Annotated in this window: 22 protein-coding genes; 11 read left to right on the forward strand and 11 right to left on the reverse strand. The window is 58.5% G+C overall.

All coding sequences use genetic code 11. The features are described 5' to 3' along the window. The first annotated feature begins 77 nt into the window (after positions 1–77). A complete protein-coding gene (locus ACR0I7_RS13570; protein ID WP_480511876.1) occupies positions 78–980 on the forward strand; it encodes a Rossmann-fold NAD(P)-binding domain-containing protein in 903 nt (300 codons plus the stop codon). Here ACR0I7_RS13570 and ACR0I7_RS13575 read toward each other — a convergent pair. The 8 genes from ACR0I7_RS13575 to ACR0I7_RS13610 all read right to left on the reverse strand — a co-directional run bounded on the left by ACR0I7_RS13575 (position 968) and on the right by ACR0I7_RS13610 (position 6,723). After that, positions 968–2,005: an endonuclease/exonuclease/phosphatase family protein gene (locus ACR0I7_RS13575; RefSeq protein WP_480511878.1), complete on the reverse strand. Its 1,038-nt coding sequence runs from the start codon at positions 2,003–2,005 to the stop codon at positions 968–970. The genes ACR0I7_RS13570 and ACR0I7_RS13575 overlap by 13 nt on opposite strands. Next, positions 2,002–2,832: a hypothetical protein gene (locus ACR0I7_RS13580; protein ID WP_480511880.1), complete on the reverse strand. Its 831-nt coding sequence runs from the start codon at positions 2,830–2,832 to the stop codon at positions 2,002–2,004. The genes ACR0I7_RS13575 and ACR0I7_RS13580 overlap by 4 nt, the downstream gene beginning before the upstream one ends. A gap of 333 nt (positions 2,833–3,165) precedes the next feature. Continuing rightward, positions 3,166–3,771, reverse strand: a complete 606-nt coding sequence (gene leuD / locus ACR0I7_RS13585; RefSeq protein ID WP_480511882.1) for a 3-isopropylmalate dehydratase small subunit — start codon at positions 3,769–3,771, stop codon at positions 3,166–3,168. A 43-nt stretch (positions 3,772–3,814) separates the two neighbouring features. Continuing rightward, complete coding sequence (locus ACR0I7_RS13590) at positions 3,815–4,369, reverse strand: HdeD family acid-resistance protein (protein WP_480511884.1); 555 nt, start codon at positions 4,367–4,369, stop codon at positions 3,815–3,817. A 37-nt stretch (positions 4,370–4,406) separates the two neighbouring features. Further along, the gene (gene leuC / locus ACR0I7_RS13595; RefSeq protein WP_480511886.1) at positions 4,407–5,810 is read right to left on the reverse strand and encodes a 3-isopropylmalate dehydratase large subunit; all 1,404 of its coding nucleotides are present in this window, start codon (positions 5,808–5,810) and stop codon (positions 4,407–4,409) included. Between the two features lie 44 nt (positions 5,811–5,854). Then, the gene (locus tag ACR0I7_RS13600; RefSeq protein WP_170528597.1) at positions 5,855–5,962 is read right to left on the reverse strand and encodes an isopropylmalate isomerase; all 108 of its coding nucleotides are present in this window, start codon (positions 5,960–5,962) and stop codon (positions 5,855–5,857) included. A 12-nt stretch (positions 5,963–5,974) separates the two neighbouring features. Continuing rightward, positions 5,975–6,217, reverse strand: coding sequence for a helix-turn-helix domain-containing protein (locus ACR0I7_RS13605; RefSeq protein ID WP_480511888.1), 243 nt, complete (start codon positions 6,215–6,217; stop codon positions 5,975–5,977). Further along, positions 6,217–6,723, reverse strand: a complete 507-nt coding sequence (locus ACR0I7_RS13610) for a hypothetical protein (protein WP_480511890.1) — start codon at positions 6,721–6,723, stop codon at positions 6,217–6,219. The genes ACR0I7_RS13605 and ACR0I7_RS13610 overlap by 1 nt, the downstream gene beginning before the upstream one ends. A gap of 194 nt (positions 6,724–6,917) precedes the next feature. Between ACR0I7_RS13610 and rsfS the strand changes: the two genes are divergently transcribed. The 3 genes from rsfS to ACR0I7_RS13625 are packed head-to-tail and all read left to right on the forward strand — an operon-like array spanning position 6,918 to position 8,384. Further along, positions 6,918–7,382 (forward strand): ribosome silencing factor, encoded by a 465-nt coding sequence (rsfS, locus tag ACR0I7_RS13615; RefSeq protein ID WP_480511892.1) that lies wholly within the window; start codon positions 6,918–6,920, stop codon positions 7,380–7,382. A 44-nt stretch (positions 7,383–7,426) separates the two neighbouring features. After that, on the forward strand, positions 7,427–7,897 hold the full coding sequence (rlmH, locus tag ACR0I7_RS13620; protein WP_480511894.1) for a 23S rRNA (pseudouridine(1915)-N(3))-methyltransferase RlmH: 471 nt from the start codon (positions 7,427–7,429) through the stop codon (positions 7,895–7,897). A gap of 1 nt (position 7,898) precedes the next feature. Then, on the forward strand, positions 7,899–8,384 hold the full coding sequence (locus ACR0I7_RS13625; RefSeq protein WP_480511896.1) for a flavodoxin family protein: 486 nt from the start codon (positions 7,899–7,901) through the stop codon (positions 8,382–8,384). Here the strand turns inward: ACR0I7_RS13625 and ACR0I7_RS13630 are convergent. Then, positions 8,381–8,749 (reverse strand): hypothetical protein, encoded by a 369-nt coding sequence (locus ACR0I7_RS13630; RefSeq protein ID WP_480511898.1) that lies wholly within the window; start codon positions 8,747–8,749, stop codon positions 8,381–8,383. The genes ACR0I7_RS13625 and ACR0I7_RS13630 overlap by 4 nt on opposite strands. A gap of 35 nt (positions 8,750–8,784) precedes the next feature. Continuing rightward, a complete protein-coding gene (locus ACR0I7_RS13635) occupies positions 8,785–9,483 on the reverse strand; it encodes a DUF599 domain-containing protein (protein WP_480511900.1) in 699 nt (232 codons plus the stop codon). Positions 9,484–9,564: 81 nt separating this feature from the next. Between ACR0I7_RS13635 and ACR0I7_RS13640 the strand changes: the two genes are divergently transcribed. From ACR0I7_RS13640 to ACR0I7_RS13670, 7 genes are all read left to right on the forward strand, one after another. After that, positions 9,565–11,013, forward strand: a complete 1,449-nt coding sequence (locus ACR0I7_RS13640) for an FAD-linked oxidase C-terminal domain-containing protein (protein ID WP_480511902.1) — start codon at positions 9,565–9,567, stop codon at positions 11,011–11,013. Positions 11,014–11,056: 43 nt separating this feature from the next. Next, positions 11,057–12,157, forward strand: coding sequence for an FAD-binding protein (locus ACR0I7_RS13645; protein WP_480511904.1), 1,101 nt, complete (start codon positions 11,057–11,059; stop codon positions 12,155–12,157). Positions 12,158–12,161: 4 nt separating this feature from the next. Further along, on the forward strand, positions 12,162–13,484 hold the full coding sequence (gene glcF / locus ACR0I7_RS13650) for a glycolate oxidase subunit GlcF (protein ID WP_480511906.1): 1,323 nt from the start codon (positions 12,162–12,164) through the stop codon (positions 13,482–13,484). 119 nt (positions 13,485–13,603) lie between these two features. Further along, entirely contained in the window at positions 13,604–14,395 is a 792-nt protein-coding gene (locus ACR0I7_RS13655; RefSeq protein WP_480511908.1) for a trypsin-like serine peptidase, read from the forward strand. Then, a complete protein-coding gene (locus ACR0I7_RS13660) occupies positions 14,392–15,210 on the forward strand; it encodes a trypsin-like serine peptidase (RefSeq protein ID WP_480511910.1) in 819 nt (272 codons plus the stop codon). The genes ACR0I7_RS13655 and ACR0I7_RS13660 overlap by 4 nt, the downstream gene beginning before the upstream one ends. A gap of 121 nt (positions 15,211–15,331) precedes the next feature. Continuing rightward, positions 15,332–15,799 (forward strand): Hsp20 family protein, encoded by a 468-nt coding sequence (locus ACR0I7_RS13665; protein WP_480511912.1) that lies wholly within the window; start codon positions 15,332–15,334, stop codon positions 15,797–15,799. Between the two features lie 272 nt (positions 15,800–16,071). After that, the gene (locus tag ACR0I7_RS13670; RefSeq protein WP_480511914.1) at positions 16,072–16,620 is read left to right on the forward strand and encodes a hypothetical protein; all 549 of its coding nucleotides are present in this window, start codon (positions 16,072–16,074) and stop codon (positions 16,618–16,620) included. Positions 16,621–16,721: 101 nt separating this feature from the next. On the opposite strand, the gene ACR0I7_RS13675 is transcribed toward ACR0I7_RS13670, so the two are convergent. Further along, positions 16,722–18,905 (reverse strand): esterase-like activity of phytase family protein, encoded by a 2,184-nt coding sequence (locus tag ACR0I7_RS13675; protein WP_480511916.1) that lies wholly within the window; start codon positions 18,903–18,905, stop codon positions 16,722–16,724. Between the last annotated feature and the right edge of the window lie 60 nt (positions 18,906–18,965).

The raw sequence follows: 18,965 nt of genomic DNA on the forward strand, positions 1-18,965 counted from the left end.
ATACATGATCTGCATTTTTCGGCAATTCCTCAAATTCTGTGAATGGCAATATCAAAGGTATAAAGGAGGCCCGCATCATGGCAACTGTTCTTGTTCTGGGCGCGTCGGGGCGCTTTGGTCGTAACGCGGCAAATGCGTTTCGCAGCGCAGGTTGGGATGTGCGCGCGTTCAACCGTCGCACGGATGATCTGGGGGCCTGTGCGCGGCAGGTCGATGTCATCGTCAATGGCTGGAACCCGGCCTATCCGGATTGGGCGAGGCAGATTCCGCAACTGACGCGGCAGGTGATAGAAGCTGCAGCCGCCAAAGGAGCGACAGTGATCTTGCCAGGGAACGTCTACGTCTTCGGTGCGCAGACGCCGAGTCCGTGGTCGGTGGCAACCCCGCATATGGCGGCCAACCCGCTGGGCCGCATCCGGATCGAGATGGAGGAAGCGTATCGCGCGTCATCCGTGCGCACGATCATTCTGCGCGCCGGTGATTTCATCGATACCTGCGCGTCGGGGAACTGGTTTGACCAGATCATGATCAAACAGCTCGCCCGTGGGCGGTTTGTCTATCCCGGCAACCCTCACATTCCGCATGCCTGGGCCTTCTTGCCCGATCTGGCGCGCGCCGCTGTTGCGCTGGCTGAGATGCGAACGGATCTGCCCCGGTTTTGCGATGTTCCCTATGCAGGATACACACTGACCGGCGCTGACATTGCAGCGGCTTTGTCGCGTGTATCGGGCCATGAGGTGACCCTGAAGCGAATGCACTGGTGGCCCCTGCAGCTTGCCCGTCCGTTCTGGCCGCTGGCGCCGTATCTTTTCGAAATGCGGTACCTGTGGAACACCCCGCATCGGTTGGACAACGCGTTTTTTGAGGAATTGATTGGCGACTTTCGCCCGACCGGGCTTGAGGCGGCGCTGTCCAGTGCGATTGCTCAGCCGCAGGCCCGGTCCGCGCCCCTTGCCAATGCGGGGCCTCAGGGGTCGTGAGCGGGCACCAGATCGACCCATATCATGCGATGCCGACTGGCCGTTTGGGCGACCTCGATCTCTTGCCCGGTCTCATCGGTCCAATAGATGCCCGAGGTCGCAATCTGCCAGTCCGCCGACGGCAACAGATAATCAACGCGCATCTCTCCGACCGTTTTCCAGGCCACGGTTGCTGGGGACCCCGTGCTGTCGCGTGGGACCGGGTCCTGCAGCCGGGGGTCTTGCAGCAGCGTCCGGATCGCCTCTTTGCGCCCGTCGCCTTTCTGAGGGTCCAGATTGGCGCCCCCAGCAATGATAAAGGGCCCTGTTGGGGCTGTGCCGACCTTGCCGTCCAGCACCTGCGACCACAGCCGGATTTCATCCTTGTTGCGCAGGCCATTCCGATCCTCCGGCCCATCGAACACCGGGGGGCTGGCATGGAAGGTCATCAGGTCAAACCGCCCCTGGGGCGCATCGATCGGGATCACCCAATGCGCGGTCGAGGACAGGCGCTGGATGGACTGCGCCTGCGTCGAGGGAAAGGGCGCCCCGCCTGATGTGGGCAGCTCGGCCCCGGGCAGATCCCGCCAGAGAAGAGCGGTATAGTCGGCAACCTCGTCAGTGATGATCGGATACCGGGATAGAATCGCCAGACCGCCCTGTCCGGCAAATCGCCCCCATCCCTGAGCGTCGCCTGGCCCCTGCGCTGTACCATCACCGTCCATATCCACATCGGTCGCCAGCCCCGCATTGGGTTGCGCGGCGTAGACAAAAGGATAGGTAAGGTCTGCCTCGAGCAGCTTCTTTGACAACGCATCCAGTGTGCGGCCGTCATAATCCCAATCGATCCCCTGCAGAGCCAACACGTCAGGCCTGACCGCAGCAATGACCTGAACAACGGCCAAGACCTGCGGATCGTCGCGTTCAATATCTCTTAGAAGAAGGCCGGGGCCGTCACGGCGCAGCTCTGTGTTGAAACTGGCCACACGTAAAGTCTCTGCCTGCGCTGCAAGGGGAAGCAGCAGCAGGATCAGGGTTCGGATCATGCGGCCTGAGTGGCCTCGGCTGTGGAATAGGCGCGCCGCTTCTCGACAATCAGACCTGCGATGCGCAATGTTGCCATGCCGCGCATGATCATGCTGGCGGGCAGGAAAGCCCAGGCGCTCATAGTCCAGATCAGTGTCTGAGGATTGCTGAGGGACAGGGGATCAACGAAGTTTGTAGTCACTTTTATAAGCGCCGGAATCAGGAACGGCAGGAGGACACCAACCGAAATGTTCAGCTTTCCGTCGCGCTGAAGGCGGGTGACGACATCACCCCCCTTGGTTGGGTCAAAGAGCGGCAGGTTGGTCCATACATTGAACGCGCCATTGCTGGTGGGCCAGCCGCGCACTTTCACGGCATAGGCAAAGCTTGCGATTGTGACCAGAGCCGCGACATAGGCAACACTGGCGCAAATCCGAACCAGCTCAACCAAAGGCAGGCTCGAATCGGAGGGCAGCATCAGCACAACCAACCTGACGGGCGAATAAGGGAAATCGACGACATTTGCGACCGCAAGCCCGACGGAGTAGACCACGCTGCTCAATTCGCTGGGCGCATAGACGTTTTTGCAAACCAATGTCAGGAAAGACACCATCGACATCAGCCCCACAAAGCGCAGCCGGTTGACCGGCGGAGCATCGCGGAACTCAATAAAGCTGGGGAATGCCGAATTATATTCGGCAAAAGTCAAGATAAACGCGAGGATCGCGAGAAATACGATGATCTCGGTCCCATTCGATGTCGATGTCGGGAGGTACAACGCTGGCGTAAGCACCATAAGTGCCACCAATACACCGCGTATTGCCGCCCCCGTTGTGCGTGCAATCACAATCCGAACCCTTTTCCAAACTGGCGCGGCCGATTCTGTGCCGACCTAACGTCCAACTTGTGCCCGCCGCTCGTTTATTGATGGCGGCCTCGTTAAAACTAACTTTGAAGATAAGCGGTATTTCGCTCAAGTCGGAGTGCAGAAAACACTCAATTTCGGGCAAAATGATGGCGCAACTGGTGCGGGATTGCATCATTTTGGGCGCAAATCCGACGTGTATCTCAATGTGATACCTAGATGTTGTGGTTACTCGAATTTCAACCCCAAGAATGCGAACGGGGCCGCCAAGGCGACCCCGTTAAGGTTGAGTATCCCCAGAATCATCCCCAGGTTTCAGACCCAGGGGCGGGCCTGACTGGCGTGGTCCTCGAACTTATCGATATGGTGGTCTTTTTCCATCGTCAGGCCGATGTCGTCCAGACCGTTCAGCAGGCAGTGTTTGCGATGGGGGTCGATGTCAAACGCGATCACGACGCCATCAGATGTGGTGATCTGCTGATCTTCCAGATGCACGGTCATACGCGCGTTTTCGCCCTTATGCGCATCGTCCATGAGGATCGCGTGATGCTCTTCCTCGACCACGATGGGCAGAATGCCGTTCTTGAAGCAGTTGTTAAAGAAGATGTCGGCAAAGCTGGTCGAGATCACGACCTTGATACCGAAATCCTTGATTGCCCACGGTGCGTGTTCACGCGACGAGCCGCAGCCGAAATTGTCGCCCGCCACCAGAATCTCGGTCTGGCGATAGGCGGGCTTGTTCAGAACGAACTCTTCGTTTTCGCCGCCGTGATCGTGATAACGCATCTCGTCAAACAGGACGACGCCAAGGCCGGACCGTTTGATGGTCTTCAGATGCACTTTGGGGATGATCATATCGGTGTCGATATTGATCAACGGCATTGGGGCGGCCACCCCGTGGACTTTTTCAAACTTTTCCATCTCTACACTCCTGCGGGAGAGGGCCGCGCCCTGTGCCCCGCGTTTAAGCCTCTTTGGCTTCTGTTGTTTCGCCCTTGGGTGCGTTTTTGACGAAGAACGCCATGAAGACCAATCCGAACCCGTTGAACAGCATCTCAATGCCCAGGAAGATTCCCAGAATGCTCAGTAGGGCCTGCGGCTCTTGTCCGACATAGCTCCAGATGATGCCTGCCAGCACGATCGACAAGATGCCCGAGATCATGGTCGGCCAGAAGAACTGTGTTCCCTTCATCTGGAACGACAGGATGATCCGGGCAATACCGCCTGCCATGAATAGGATCAGCATTACGGTCGCCAGCGTTAGTGTGCCTTGCAGCGGGTGATCCAGAAAGGACCAGCCGAGGAACAGCATCACCACACCCATGATGAGCGACAGGATCTTGTTGCCTGTGCCTTCGACGGTAAAGCCGCCGACCACCTGCACTGCGCCCGCAATCAGCAGAAGCACACCGGTCACAACCGTCACGGCAATCGAAGCCGCAATGGCATTGCCCAGTGCAAAGACACCGAACGCTATAGACAGCAGCCCCAGCAGGAGCCATTTGATCCAATCACTCATCTGTTCAATCCCTCAAATATTCAGATATGAGGGTACCTTACATCAGCTCACGGACGTCTGTCAGCCGTCCCGTGATTGCCGCAGCGGCAGCCATTGCGGGGCTTAGCAGGTGGGTGCGCCCACCGCGGCCCTGACGGCCTTCAAAGTTGCGGTTCGAGGTCGCCGCACAGCGTTCGCCCGGTTGCAACTGGTCGGGGTTCATTGCCAGACACATCGAACATCCGGCCAGACGCCACTCGAAACCGGCCTCTTTGAAAATCTCGGCCAGACCCTCTTCTTCGGCTTGAGCACGGACGAGACCTGAACCCGGTACGACCATGGCGCGCATCCCGTCCTTGATCTTTTTGCCTTTCAGGATTTCGGCTGCGGCGCGCAGGTCTTCGATACGGCCATTCGTGCAAGACCCTATAAAGACGGTGTCGATTTCCACATCGCTCAACTTCTGCCCGGCTTCCAGACCCATATACTCGATCGACCGGCGGGCCGCGTCGACCTTGCCACCTTCGAAATCTTCGGGACGCGGCACGGAGGCCGTGATCGGCAGCACGTCCTCGGGGCTGGTGCCCCAGGTCACAACGGGGGCGATATCTTCGCCGCGCAGGGTGATGACCTTGTCGAATTCCGCGTCCTCATCGGTATAAAGCGTTTTCCACCAGTCCATCGCTGCTTCCCATTGCGCGCCTTTGGGCGCATGGGGACGGCCTTTGACATATTCAAAGGTGGTCTCGTCCGGCGCGATCAGACCGGCGCGCGCGCCGCCTTCGATCGCCATGTTGCAGACGGTCATGCGGCCTTCCATCGTGAGGTCACGGATCGCTTCGCCGCAATATTCGATGACATAGCCGGTGCCACCAGCCGTGCCGGTTTCCCCGATCACGGCCAGAGTGATGTCTTTCGCAGTCACGCCCGGCTGCAATTTGCCGGTGATCTCGACCTTCATGTTCTTGGATTTCTTCTGGATCAGCGTTTGTGTGGCCAGAACGTGTTCGACCTCGGACGTCCCGATCCCATGGGCCAGCGCGCCAAATGCACCATGCGTGGCGGTGTGGCTGTCGCCGCAGACAACGGTCATGCCGGGCAGGGTCCAGCCCTGTTCCGGGCCAACGATGTGTACAATGCCCTGACGGACGTCATGTACGGGATAGTAGTGAATGCCAAAATCCTTGGCGTTCTTGTCCAGCGCCTCGACCTGAATGCGCGATTCCGGGTTTTCAATTCCGTTCACACGATCCGGTGTAGTGGGCACGTTATGGTCGGGCACAGCAATCGTCTTTTCCGGTGCGCGTACCTGACGCCCCGCCATGCGCAGGCCTTCGAACGCCTGCGGGCTGGTCACTTCGTGAACCAAGTGGCGGTCGATATAAAGCAGGCAGGTGCCATCATCGGCTTCGTGCGCGACATGGGCATCCCAGATCTTGTCATAGAGTGTTTTGGGGGACATCTGTCCTCTCCCCATATGTAATGAGAAATAGCTGGCGAGGTGGCTTAGGCCGCCGATAGACGGGCCAGAACCGTGCGGGCAGCCCCATAGAACCGTTCGCGCAGGCGCGCGCGATCCTCTAGATTCTGTTCTTGGGCCACATTGAGTCTCATGGGCACCAGATACTATCCGCTTGAGCTTGGTTCAAGTGAAATGGACGGGTCGTCTATCATGGCTTCCAGCAAGTCGCCCGGTTGGCAGTCTAAGACCTGGCACAACTTGGCAAGTGTTTCGAACCGCACCCCTTTGACTTTGCCAGATTTCAAAAGACTCAAATTCTGCTCTGTGATGCCGATCGCTACTGCAAGGTCACGCCCTTTGATCTTGCGTTTGGCCATCATGACATCAAGCCGCACGATTATCTGCATCAAACGAATTCCCGATTCTCGCGATCGATCAATACGGCTTCGGCAAAGATCCATCCAATCAGATAGACAAGCCCCGCGCATAGCAGCATCAGAAGGTCCGATGAGCCAAAACTCACCACAAGGCTGCGATCTCCGCTGGCTTTTCCGATGCTTTCAGCAAGGCTGATCAGTGTGTTGTCAAAGGTTTGGAATACAGCAAGCGCCAGTATCGTTCGTCCCAAACGCTGCACGTTTTCCGCAGTCTCAGGCACGAGAACCGCGCCGCGTGCGCAGTCTTTTAAGACTGAGCGCAGGATCCAAAGCATTCGGATCAACAATGCCAACCCCATCGCTGCGATCACCGCCAACGCGATGAAACGAACGAAATGCGCATCGGACCACGCCATGGACAGGGAAGGAATTTCTCCGCTGACAGCTGCGTAGATCGCCAAAGCAGGGATCACGAAGATCGCGCCATTGGTTAGTCGGTTAAGCCATTTCGCCATATGTGTAACGCGGTGTCGCATGAGCTTATCTCCGTCAAACAGTAGTTTACTGTAAAGCAATAAAAAATAATTTGAAAGGATGAAGTTTTGGGCTCTTACCGTTGCTATACCCCTGCTTTTTTGGGCAGCGCACTATGCATAGATGCACCAGATTCGATTTGAACAATGATTAGAGTCCGGCCTTCATTGAAATGTCACGGGGCGCTTGTTACCTTATGACTATCCCGGCGCCGGGGATTTGGCGGCGCATAGCAAAGGAGGACTATGTCCTGTCTCTACATACCCAGGCGGGTTTGCCTGCCGAAGACGGGGCCGCAGTGATGGCCCGCTCTCAGTCAATCAGCGACAAGCTGCTTGAACGCATCCTTTCCTCACTTTCCGATGACAAGGCCGAAGATATCGTGCAGATCAATCTGCGTGGTAAATCCTCGGTTGCGGACCACATGGTGATTGCCTCGGGTCGGTCGACCCGTCAGGTCTCGGCCATGGCGGAAAAGCTGACGGATCGCATCAAGCAGGAATTTGGGTTCACCTCGAAAGTCGAAGGTCGGGATACCGGCGACTGGGTGTTGATCGATACGGGCGACGTGATTGTCCATATCTTCCGCCCCGAAGTGCGTGAATTCTATCAGCTGGAAAAGATGTGGCTGCCCCAGGGCGGCAGCGCCTCAGCGAACTGAGGCGCCATCTCGGCCTGTATTGAAAGGCCGGAGGCGAGAGAGATATGCGTATCAGCATAATTGCGGTCGGGCGATTGCGCGCCGGACCGGAGAAGTCCCTGCTTGATGACTACCTGACACGATTTGACCGGACCGGCCGTGCGCTGGGCCTTGGTCCTGCGCGGGTGATTGAGGTCGAAGACAAAAAGAATGCCGGCATGGGGGCCGAAGCCGCGCTGTTGCGCAAGGCGCTGCCCGAGGGCGCGGTTATCTGCACGCTGGATGAACGCGGTCGGGTGATGTCCTCGCCCGATTTTGCTAAAAAACTGGGCGGTTGGCGCGATGCCGGGCGTCAGGATCTGGCGCTGATTATTGGCGGCGCGGACGGAATAGACCCGAGCTTGCGGTCCGAGGCTGATTTCTCGGTCTCGTTTGGCGCGATGGTCTGGCCTCATATGCTGGTCCGTGTGATGCTGTCCGAGCAACTTTACCGGGCCGCTACCATCTTGTCGGGCGGCCCTTATCATCGGGTCTGAGATGGCGCAGCTTTTGATCGTTTATCACTCCCGCACCGGTGGCAGTCGCCAGATGGCCGAGGCTGCGGCAGATGCGGCGCGGCAAGAGGCCGAGACAATCCTGAAACCCGCCGATCAGGCCGGGCCCGAGGATTTGCTGGCAGCGGACGGTTATATTTTTTGCGCGCCCGAGAATTTGGCCGCGATCTCAGGGGTGATGAAGGACTTCTATGACCGCTGCTATTATCCGGTTCTGGGTCGCCTTGAGGGGCGGCCTTATGCGCAGATGGTCTGCGCTGGATCGGACGGCGAAAACGCAGCGCGGCAAACTGCGCGCATTGCAACCGGGTGGCGGCTGAAAGAGGTTCAGTCGCCGCTGATCATATGCACCCACGCGCAAACGCCCGAGGCGATTCTGGCGGAGAAGACCATCCCGCAAGGTCAGCTGAACCAATGCCGCGACCTTGGGTTGGCTATGGCCGCCGGGTTGCAAATGGGTGTGTTTTAGCCCTCGGGCAGGGTCACGACGAAATTGTCGGCGCCCCAACCATCGACATTGGTGCGCGCCTGAATTTGCACCTGCGCGGTGCCGTCGGGAATCACCACTCCGCTGAGCGAGCGGGTAAAGGGCTGCTCCTGCTCATGCGGGTGATGTAGCACGCGCATGCCCAGTTCATTGCCGTCCATGTCCAGAACTCGCCAACCGTCAGCATAGTCATCCCAACCGGTATCGGGGTGCAAGATGGTCACATCGAATCGCCAGCCATCCCCGCTGCGCTGGGCGGCGACGTTTTCGATCACCGCGTCATCGGCAAATGCGGGCGTGTTCAGGGCGGGGGCGGCGAGCAAAGCGCTTAATAAAATGTATCTCATGGCGGGACCCTAGACGGTTTGGCTGACAAAGGCGATCACGATCCGGTGTTGAGCATTACTGTGCGCGAATGCGACGCAAATTCCCGCCGGTAGAGCACCCCCAACGTGATAATCGAGGTCAGCATCAGCGCGACAGGTCCTAGAATCCAGGCGATCGAGGCCAGCGCGAAATAGGTGGCGCGCAGGGCGCGGTTAAAAGCGCGGGCGGCGGTGATGCAAATCTCGGCGGATTGGGCCGCGCGCGGATAGGCCATCGGGTCATCCGGTTCATTGGGCACGGCGGCCATCAGGACCGCGCTGTAGCCAAACAGGCGATGCGACCAAACAAATTTCAGAAAAGCGTTGGATAGAAACAGCAACATAACCAGTATCTTGATCTCCCAGACCATTGCTGGAGCGCGCCCGATGGCAAGGTCTTCGGCGACGCCCGCCAGGCGCTCGGTATTGCCAAGCAGGGCCAGCGCGCCACCAATTGCGATCATGATGGTCGAGGCAAAAAACGTGCTGCCCTGACGCATGGCAGAAATCACCTGCGCATCAAAGACCCGCGGCTGCCGCGTGACCATCTCGCGCATCCAGTCGCGGCGGAAATCATCCATCATAAACGAAACGGACGGCTTGTCGGGGGATGGGTGGTCGATTCGCCATCCGATTCCCAGCCATGCCCCAAAAAGAAGCGCAAGGGCGGCGTAATCCAGCGGCGAAAATAGCAGGGCACGGTCAATCCAGGTCATGGTCGCGACAGTACGTCCCGAGACGGGAACTTGCCAGACGCCATAATTGGTAATATTATCTTACCAAACGGAGGATCAGCTATGGAAATGCCTCAGCCAAACCCCGATGTGCTGTCGCGCAAGGCCGGGATCATCTCGCGCTTGCAGCAAGTGTTGCCGCCCGATGCGGTGATTCACGAAGAGACCGAGACGCGCGCTTATGAATGCGATGCGCTGACAGCGTATAAATGCGCGCCGATGATCGCGGTGCTGCCATCGACGACGCAAGAGGTCGCAGATGTTTTGCGCATCTGTCATGACGAGGGCGTGCCGGTCGTGCCGCGCGGCGCGGGCACGTCTTTGGCGGGCGGGGCCTTGCCAACCGCGGATTGCGTGATCCTGGGTGTTGCCCGCATGAACGAGGTGCTTGAGGTCGATTATGACAACCGGTTCATCCGGGTTCAGACCGGCCGCACCAATCTGAGCGTTACCGGAGCGGTCGAAGAGGAAGATTTCTTTTACGCGCCCGACCCCTCCTCTCAGCTGGCCTGCGCGATTGCCGGGAACATCGCAATGAACTCGGGCGGGGCGCATTGCCTTAAATACGGGGTTACAACGAACAACCTGATGGGCGTGACCATGGTCATGATGGATGGCAGCGTGGTTGAGCTGGGCGGGGCTCATCTGGACGCGGGCGGGTTGGACCTGTTGGGGGTCATCTGCGGCTCTGAGGGGCAATTGGGTGTCGTGACCGAGGCGACCCTGCGTATCCTGCGCAAACCCGAGGGAGCGCGCCCGGTTCTGATGGGGTTCGATGACAATGCGGTGGCGGGGCAATGCGTTTCGGACATCATCAAATCGGGTATCTTACCCGTCGCCATCGAGTTCATGGACCGTCTGTGTATTCAGGCCTGCGAGAATTTCGCCCATGCCGGTTACCCTAACTGCGAAGCCCTGCTGATTGTCGAGGTCGAAGGGTCAGAGGCCGAAATCGACAGTCAGCTTGCCAAGATTGTCGAGATCGCCAAGCGGCACAATCCCGTTGAATTGCGGGAAAGCCAGTCAGCCGAAGAAAGTGCGCGTATCTGGCTGGGCCGGAAATCGGCCTTTGGCGCGATGGGACAGATCAATGACTACATGTGTCTGGACGGGACGATCCCGGTGTCGTCTCTGCCTACAGTTCTGCGCCGGATTGGCGAGCTGAGTGAAGACTATGGTCTGCCGGTCGGCAATGTTTTTCACGCAGGTGATGGCAATATGCATCCCCTGATCCTGTTTGACGCCAACAAGCCCGGTGATCTTGAAAAATGCGAGGCGTTTGGCGCCGATATACTCAAGCTCTGCGTCGATGAGGGCGGCTGCCTGACCGGCGAACACGGTGTTGGCATCGAAAAGCGGGATCTGATGTCGCATCAGTACACGCAAACGGATCTTGAGGCGCAGATGGCGGTCAAAGATGTTTTTGACCCCACCTGGCTGTTGAACCCGGCCAAGGTGTTCCCGCTGGATGTGTCCGGCACCCATCGCGATGCCGGCATCGCCGCCGAATAAAAGCAGACCCCGCTCCCGTAGCGCATGAAAAAGATGGACAGATATGAGACCTGAGACAGAGGCCGAACTGGCCGAACTTGTGGCGGACCTGAAGGAGCCGGTGGGCATAACCGGTGGCGGCACGCGGGGTATTGGCGGGCCAGAGAGGTCGATCAGCACGGCGGGTCTGAATGGCATATCCCTGTATGAGCCCGGTGCCCTGACGCTGGTGGCGCAGGCGGGTACGCCGGTTGCCGATATTGAAGCCGCGCTTGCAGCCGAGGGCCAGCAGCTGGCCTTTGAACCCATGGATCACCGCGGTCTCTTGGGGACAGCGGGCGCGCCGACCATCGGGGGTGTTGCGGCGGCCAATATCTCGGGGCCGCGCCGGATACAGGCCGGGGCGTGCCGGGATTTCCTGTTGGGCGTGCGCTATGTCGATGGGCGCGGGCAGGCGATCAAGAATGGTGGCAGGGTGATGAAAAACGTCACCGGCTATGATCTGGTCAAGCTTATGGCCGGAGCGTGGGGCACATTAGGGGTGCTGTCCGAAGTGTCGTTGAAGGTCCTGCCCAAACCTGAAACATCTGCGACGCTGGCGGTGCGGGTATCGGATGTCGCCGGCGCGGTACGGGTTATGTCGGCCGCTTTGAAATCCCCGTTTGACGTAACCGGGGCCGCATATGATCCGCAACAGCGCAGCACCTATCTGCGGGTCGAGGGGTTTGCGGACTCTGTAACCTATCGTATGGCGCAGCTTAAGGCGCAACTCGCAGGGCAGGGCGATGCCGAAGAGGTCGCGGAGTCAGAGGCGCTGTGGCGCGCATTGCGGGATGTGCAGGCGTTTCAGGATGCAGATGGAGACGTTTGGCGGCTGTCGGTCAAACCCGGCGATGCCCCCGATATCGCGGCGCGTATGGATGCCGAACAGACAGTTTTTGACTGGGGCGGCGGGCTGATCTGGGCTTTGGTGCCAAAGGGCACGGACATACGCAAAAAACTAGGCACCTTTGAAGGGCACGCAACGATCGTGCGTGCGGCTGCTGAAACGTTGCGCGATCTGGGCCGCTTTCAGCCCGAGGCCGACGGTGTTGCCGCCCTCACACGCGGATTGCGCCAGCGGTTTGACCCGCGCGGAGTATTCAATCCGGGCCTGATGGGATAAAGCGATGCAGACCACATTTACCGAAAAACAACTGCAAGACCCCGCGATTCAGCGATCCAACGAGATTCTCAGGAATTGTGTGCATTGCGGTTTCTGCACCGCCACCTGCCCGACCTATCAGGTTTTGGGCGATGAGTTGGACAGCCCGCGTGGGCGTATCTATCTGATCAAGGATATGCTGGAAAACGAGCGGGTGCCGGATGAAAAAACGGTCAAGCATATTGACCGCTGCCTCTCGTGCCTTGCCTGCATGACAACCTGCCCATCGGGGGTGCATTACATGCATCTGGTCGACCATGCCCGCGAATATATCGAGGCGAACTACAAGCGGCCTTTCTCGGATCGTGCGTTGCGCTGGGTTCTGGCGCAGATATTGCCCTATCCCATGCGGTTTCGCTGGGCTCTGATCGGGGCCAAACTGGGACGGCCGTTCCGGTTTCTTATGCCCGACGCGCGGCTGCGCGCGATGCTGGACATGGCACCACGCCACATCCCGCCGGTCAGCCGCAACGACGACCCGCAGAGTTTTGCGCCCAAAGGCGAGCGGCTCAAACGGGTCGCGTTGATGACCGGTTGCGCGCAAAAGGCGCTGAATACCGACATCAACGATGCCACGATCCGTCTGCTGACCCGGCTGGGATGCGAGGTGGTTGTGGCCGAAGGTGCCGGATGTTGTGGCGCACTGACCCATCACATGGGCAAAACGCAGGACAGCCACAAAGCGGCGGCTGCCAATATTCTGGCCTGGACGCACGAGATGGATGGCAAAGGCCTGGACGCAATTGTGATCAACACATCGGGCTGCGGTACAACAGTCAAGGACTATGGCCACATGTTCCGGAATGAGCCGCTGGCCAACGATGCCGCGCGCGTGTCAGCCATCGCCATGGACATCAGCGAGTTGCTTATGCAGCTGGACCTGCCCGAGAGGGACAGTAAGGATATGACCGTCGCCTATCATGCTGCGTGCTCCCTGCAGCACGGGCAAAAGGTCAAAACCTATCCCAAGGACCTGCTAAAGCGGGCCGGTTTCAGCGTGACCGAACCTGCGGACAGTCACCTGTGTTGCGGTAGCGCCGGGACCTATAATCTGATGCAGCCTGAGATTTCAGCAAAGCTGAAAGAGCGTAAGGTACGCACGCTAGAGGCAAAGAAACCGGATGTTATCGCGGCCGGAAATATCGGGTGCATGATGCAGATTGGCTCGGGCACGGATGTTCCCATTCTGCACACGGTCGAATTGCTTGATTGGGCGACAGGTGGGCCCGAGCCGCGAGCCCTGACGCAGCAGGGGGCTCCGGTGCCAGAGGTGCCGATCCTGCGTTAGCGGGCATGATGCAGCCGCGCATCAGTTGGTGCTGAAAACCGGGGGCAGCGTGTTCGCCCTATTTTCGCCTCAAGCGAACCATAAGACAGTTTTCCGGGGCGAAAGGGCCGGAGAACCGCGTGCGCAACTGGATCAGGGCATTGGCGTTGAGCGTGCTGCCAATGGCAGCTGCAGCGCAGGATACCGGGCTAAAAAGTCTGGAAACCACCGATTCCGGGCGGGAATGGATGGCTGTCGGGCGACTGGACATCGACGGGATCGGGTTTTGCACCGGTGCTTTGATTTCGCCCACGCTGGTTCTGACGGCAGCACATTGCCTGTTCGACAGAACCACCCAGCAGCGTGTTGACCTGTCTCAGATCGAATTTCTGGCCGGCTGGCGACGTGGACGCGCTTCGGCTTACCGCGCCGCGCGACAAGCGGTCATTCATCCCGATTATCAGTACGCCGAGCGTACCACCGCCGACCGGGTGCGCCATGATATTGCGCTGATCGAGCTCTGGCAGCCGATCCGGAACACATCTGTGATTCCTTTTGAAACGGGCTTCCGTCCGGCGCGCGGCGAAGATGTCGGCGTCGTGTCCTACGCCCATGACCGTGCCGAGGCGCCCTCTCTGCAAGAGGTCTGCTCGGTTGTGGCGCGCCAGTCGGGCATTCTGGTCATGTCCTGCGATGTCGACTTTGGCGCCTCTGGTGCGCCGATTTTTTCCTTCTCAGAAGAGCAGCCGCGCATTGTGTCCGTTGTCTCGGGCAAAGCCGAACTGGAAGGGCAGCGTGTTGCCCTTGGAGCGGCGCTAGAGGAATCTCTTGAATTGCTGCGCGAAGAGCTGTCTCAGGGGCGCGGTTTCGGATCTTCGCCCGGCGCGGGTGGATCGACCAAGAATGTAGGTGCGAGGTTCGTTAGGCCATGATCCGGTTTCTGATCTGTTTGTTTCTGACCCTGTCGCTGACCGGTGCTGCGGCGCATGCTCAAAGCGGCAATAAACGCAAACTGACAGACCGCGATGATCTGCTGGGCTGGGAGGCGATTGGACGGCTTGATATTGGCAAACGGTCCTTTTGCACCGGCACCCTGATTGCCAAAGATCTGGTTCTGACCGCCGCGCATTGCGCCTTGGACAAAAGAACCGGCAAACCTTATGTCCCCGGCGAAGTGACCTTTCGCGCGGGGCTGAGCAACGGAGAGGCTCTGGCAGAGAAAAAGGTCGTACAAATCGTTGCCCATCCCGATTACGTCGCCAACGCGGCCCTGTCGCCTGCCAGCATTCGGGCAGATGTGGCGCTGATGCGACTGGAAGCGCCCATTCCGCATTCGATAGCCAACCCTTTTGCGCTGTACAGCGGGCGTGTGATCGGGAACGAAATCAGCGTCGCCTCATATGGCCGCGGCCGGGCCGAGGCGATCACAAGACAGCGGTCTTGCCGCATTCTGGAACGCCGAGAGGGGCTGATTACGTTTGATTGCGATATCACATTCGGATCATCCGGGTCCGCCATTTTGGCCAAGAATGGATCGCGCTGGCAGATTCTTTCAGTTGTCTCCGCCGGGGGTTCATATCGGGGCAGAAAGACCGGCTTCGGGATGGAACTGTCCGATATCGTTTCAGACCTGAGGGCAAAGATGCGCGCATCTGCACCGCAACCCAAGGCGGCAATTCGCCGGTTGCAGGTGGGCACAGACAAATCCAGTTCCGGTGCAAAATTCATCAGCTCTGGCGGGTCTTGAACCGCGCAGAATACTCCCCATGTGAAATGTATCGGATCGCCACAAACGGGGTCCGTTAACTCAACCGCCCGTCCGAACGGAGGGCAGACTGTAGATCGCTCAAATGATGAGGATTATTCACATGCGTAGTTTTGACTTTGCACCGCTGCACCGTGCCACAATTGGCTTTGACCAGATCGCCGATATGATGGACCGCGTTCTGACCAGTGACGTCGCGCAGCCCAGCTATCCCCCATACAACATCGAAAAAACCGATGCCGACACGTATCGGATTTCCGTGGCTGTTGCCGGTTTTTCCGAAAGTGACCTATCGGTCGAAGTGAAAGAGAACTCACTGGTTGTGTCCGGCAAGAAGGCCGCCGAGGAAAAAGACCGCAGCTATCTGCATCGTGGTATCGCGACGCGCGCGTTCGAGCGTCGTTTTGCGCTGGCTGATCATGTCCGCGTCACGGGTGCGAGCCATGAGAACGGTATGCTGAATATCGATCTCAAGCGAGAAGTGCCGGAGGCTCTGAAACCGCGCCGGATTGAAATCTCTTCGGCCAACGCTATCGAAAAAGACGTGGTCGACGCCAAAGCCGTGAACTGAGGCCACTGAGATGAGCGACAATCTCGCCTCTCTGGATTGTTGCAGACTGCACGCCCCGCGCACCTCCAGGCGCGGGGCGTTGTTTTTGTGTAGGACAGATAGGCAATCGATAAATTCCCTTGAGGCGAAATGCTTGCAGCCTTGTTTCTGCGCGAGTGCCCCGCCAATGTAGAGGTGCCGAATTTTAAGCGATTTTGATGTTTCGACTATTCATCTCAGTAGTAGCTTTTCTTATCCCGGTCGCGGCGTCATCAGAGGTTCTGCCTCCGGCGATGGCTGAGGACTATGATCGTATGGTTAGCAGCGGTCCGACGTTGAATATCGGGCTTGTCCGGAATGGAAATGCTGCGGACAACAATCTTGGTGGTACCAGTCTAAAAGATGCATTCTTCGGTGCTGAAGGAAACGATCTTCTGGTCGGCTATGATTCTGTAGATACCTATACATTTGAAGCGGGCCACGGGGCTGACACTGTTGTCGATCACAGCGCTGAGGGAAACAGGATCAAGTTTCTTGATGTGCCCGAAGGTTCAGTAAAGCGGTCCGACGTGCCAGGGTTCGACGGGGAAACCGATCTGTTGCTTACTTACGGGGAAAGTGATGCGATCCGCATTGTCGGATGGTCAGAGCTATCGGATGAGACGAAGTCAGCATGGAAGTTCGACCATGTCTTTCGTCCAAAACAAGAACCGATTGCCGAAAGGCCAAGTTCCATAATGCTTATCTTAACGGATTCGAAGTCAGCATTTATGCTTCTTTTGCTGATTTTTCTCGGCTTTTTCCCAATGGTGCGTTTGCTGTGGGTCCGTTGGCGAAAGTAAAAGACGATCGATAGCATTTGCAGCCTGTCCGCACTTGGCTTTGGCTAAAGCAAAAGGCCCTGCACAGTAGCTGCGCAGGGCGATTTTCGTGGATGGCAGTATCAATTGCCAGCTGTCACCGAACCGATCGACCAGAACATGGTCTCGCCCGAGGCATCGTCGACGCCATCATTGTCGGTCATCACAAAGGCTTCGCCCGAAGGCAGGATCGCCAGGCCTTCGATCTTGTCCAGCACATAGCCGCCGGTTGAAGTCAGGTCGGGCAGCAGGTCGCGGACCTCTTGCTTGCTGACGACAGGGAGTTCACCGCCCAGCGGCGCAGGTGTCATCTCGGACAACGGGATGCGATAGACCTTTTTGGTCACGGCGCGGTGGTCGTGCTGGTTGTCGCGCTCGATCACATAGACATAGTCACCGAAGGCTACGATTTCGGACAGGCCAACCCAGCCGGTTTCAGGATCAGCCTTGGGATAGTGAACTGCACCCCATTCCTGAGTTTCCAGATTGTAAGCAACCAGCTTGACGTGGTTCTCAGGGTCGTCCTTCCACTCGCGCTGAACGGCCATCCAAAGGGTGTCACCAACCTTGGTGATGCCCTCAAAGCCGAAGCGTTTCTCAACGGCCATCAGCTCGGGCGGCAGGCCGATTTCGCCTTTGCGGTCCTTGATCAGGCCATCGGCCGAGACGTGATAGATCGCGTGCGGGATGACGCGATCGGTGCGGCCTTCGGAGACGACGTAAAAGCCGCCATCGCCGTCCAGCGTGATACCCTCAAGGTCCAGTTTCTGAGCCGGGTTGCCGTCCTGACGGTGGACGCGGATCACGTCGACGATGCGGGCAGGTTTCTGGCTGGGGTCGATCTTGAAGATCGAAGGTTGGAAGCCATAAAAGCTGTCGTTGACCGCATAGATCATGCCGTCCTCATCCGCGACCAGACCGGACAGCGCGCCCCAACCGATCAACTCATCCGCACCTGCGGAGGTCAGATGCGGGTATGCGGCTGGCGCATCCTGATATTCGAAGATGGAAACATGCGCACGCGGGCCGCCTTCTTCGATCAGGTCTTTTTCATTGGCCGAGACCAGCAGATTGCGTTCCGGGATCGCCACATAACCTTCCGGGCCAACACCCGAAGGCAGCAGCTGTTTCAGCACAGGATTGGCCGGATCGGTGGCGTCATAAACACCCACGACCGAGGCACGTTCGGCGCCGACAAAGATCATCGGTGTCCCGCCAAAGGTTGCTGCGGTCACGCTTTCGGGCTCAACCCCCTTGCTGTCCGAGCGTTTGTCGGGATAGTGGCCGATCTGGATGATGGCTTTCTCAAAATCGGTGCCGTTCTCATAAACAACGGTGCCGTCCTTGTGGAAGATGGTCCAGCCGCGCGACCCGCCCTCATAGTCGCCTTCGTTGGCGGTGGCGAAGTGGGTGTCGTCGATCCATTTCACCGCGTCCGGCTCGCGCAGGCGGCCCGGCTGGCTTTCGGTGAAGATCAGCGCGCCGCGTTCATCGGTGGCGTCGATGCCTTCCAGATCAACGCTGCCTGCCGAGAAATGGTTGATCACTTTACCGGACCTGTCGACAACCGCGATGTGATTGTTTTCCTGCAGGGTAACGACGGTTTCGCCTAGGCCGTTGATATCAACGAATTCAGGCTCGGGATCGGTTGGCGCGACCTCGGCCAGACCGGTCAGTGAGGCCATCGTCATGCCCGCACAGTCCAGTGTGCCGTCTTTCAGCGGGACCAGCGCCAGTGATCCGGCGGGCAGTTGCGGGATGATGCCATCGTTCAGATCTTCGTCCCGCTCATTCTCGATGGCGACTGCAACAAAGCTGCCATCAGCGGCGATGGCCACGCTGTCCGGCTGACCCCCCAGATCACAGGCACCGGTTTCGGCTTTGCCTGCGATATCGACCGAGATCAGCTTGCCGGACGGCGCCGTATAGCTTTCAGATGTGTTCACGCCCACAAAAGCTGTGGTGCCGACGATGCCCACAGAGGTCGGCTCACCCCCAACCTCCATTGCACCCAGCGGGGCTGGCTGTGCCGGATCGGTGATATCGACCATGCCGATGACGCCCAAGGGGCTGTCGGTGTAAACCAGCGTCATGCCGTCCGCCGTGGCGGCGATGATCTCGGGTGAGGTCTCGCGTTCGGTATCGGCCCCCTCGGCCATGTTTTTGACAACGGGGAAGGACGCAATTCGGTTGAAATTCATCTCTGCCATGGACTGACCGGCGGTCAGGGCAAGGGCAGATGTCAGGCAGACAAAGCGCAATGACATCGTTGGGTATCCTCTTCTCACTTGGACGTGAGTGCAATGGCCCCGGATGATTGCGATTTT

The organism is Ruegeria sp. AM1, assembly GCF_056540745.1.

What these genes read in the sequence shown, in the direction of transcription:
- ACR0I7_RS13575 (WP_480511878.1), bottom strand. Translation starts at nt 2,005, where the DNA reads ATGATCCGAACCCTGATCCTGCTGCTGCTTCCCCTTGCAGCGCAGGCA.
- ACR0I7_RS13570 (WP_480511876.1), top strand. Translation starts at nt 78, where the DNA reads ATGGCAACTGTTCTTGTTCTGGGCGCGTCGGGGCGCTTTGGTCGTAAC.
- ACR0I7_RS13590 (WP_480511884.1), bottom strand. Translation starts at nt 4,369, where the DNA reads ATGAGTGATTGGATCAAATGGCTCCTGCTGGGGCTGCTGTCTATAGCG.
- ACR0I7_RS13660 (WP_480511910.1), top strand. Translation starts at nt 14,392, where the DNA reads ATGATCCGGTTTCTGATCTGTTTGTTTCTGACCCTGTCGCTGACCGGT.
- ACR0I7_RS13610 (WP_480511890.1), bottom strand. Translation starts at nt 6,723, where the DNA reads ATGCGACACCGCGTTACACATATGGCGAAATGGCTTAACCGACTAACC.
- ACR0I7_RS13675 (WP_480511916.1), bottom strand. Translation starts at nt 18,905, where the DNA reads ATGTCATTGCGCTTTGTCTGCCTGACATCTGCCCTTGCCCTGACCGCC.
- ACR0I7_RS13605 (WP_480511888.1), bottom strand. Translation starts at nt 6,217, where the DNA reads ATGCAGATAATCGTGCGGCTTGATGTCATGATGGCCAAACGCAAGATC.
- leuC (WP_480511886.1), bottom strand. Translation starts at nt 5,810, where the DNA reads ATGTCCCCCAAAACACTCTATGACAAGATCTGGGATGCCCATGTCGCG.
- rlmH (WP_480511894.1), top strand. Translation starts at nt 7,427, where the DNA reads ATGCGTATCAGCATAATTGCGGTCGGGCGATTGCGCGCCGGACCGGAG.
- ACR0I7_RS13670 (WP_480511914.1), top strand. Translation starts at nt 16,072, where the DNA reads ATGGCTGAGGACTATGATCGTATGGTTAGCAGCGGTCCGACGTTGAAT.
- ACR0I7_RS13600 (WP_170528597.1), bottom strand. Translation starts at nt 5,962, where the DNA reads ATGAGACTCAATGTGGCCCAAGAACAGAATCTAGAGGATCGCGCGCGC.
- ACR0I7_RS13645 (WP_480511904.1), top strand. Translation starts at nt 11,057, where the DNA reads ATGAGACCTGAGACAGAGGCCGAACTGGCCGAACTTGTGGCGGACCTG.
- ACR0I7_RS13665 (WP_480511912.1), top strand. Translation starts at nt 15,332, where the DNA reads ATGCGTAGTTTTGACTTTGCACCGCTGCACCGTGCCACAATTGGCTTT.
- leuD (WP_480511882.1), bottom strand. Translation starts at nt 3,771, where the DNA reads ATGGAAAAGTTTGAAAAAGTCCACGGGGTGGCCGCCCCAATGCCGTTG.
- glcF (WP_480511906.1), top strand. Translation starts at nt 12,162, where the DNA reads ATGCAGACCACATTTACCGAAAAACAACTGCAAGACCCCGCGATTCAG.
- rsfS (WP_480511892.1), top strand. Translation starts at nt 6,918, where the DNA reads ATGACTATCCCGGCGCCGGGGATTTGGCGGCGCATAGCAAAGGAGGAC.
- ACR0I7_RS13640 (WP_480511902.1), top strand. Translation starts at nt 9,565, where the DNA reads ATGGAAATGCCTCAGCCAAACCCCGATGTGCTGTCGCGCAAGGCCGGG.
- ACR0I7_RS13635 (WP_480511900.1), bottom strand. Translation starts at nt 9,483, where the DNA reads ATGACCTGGATTGACCGTGCCCTGCTATTTTCGCCGCTGGATTACGCC.
- ACR0I7_RS13630 (WP_480511898.1), bottom strand. Translation starts at nt 8,749, where the DNA reads ATGAGATACATTTTATTAAGCGCTTTGCTCGCCGCCCCCGCCCTGAAC.
- ACR0I7_RS13625 (WP_480511896.1), top strand. Translation starts at nt 7,899, where the DNA reads ATGGCGCAGCTTTTGATCGTTTATCACTCCCGCACCGGTGGCAGTCGC.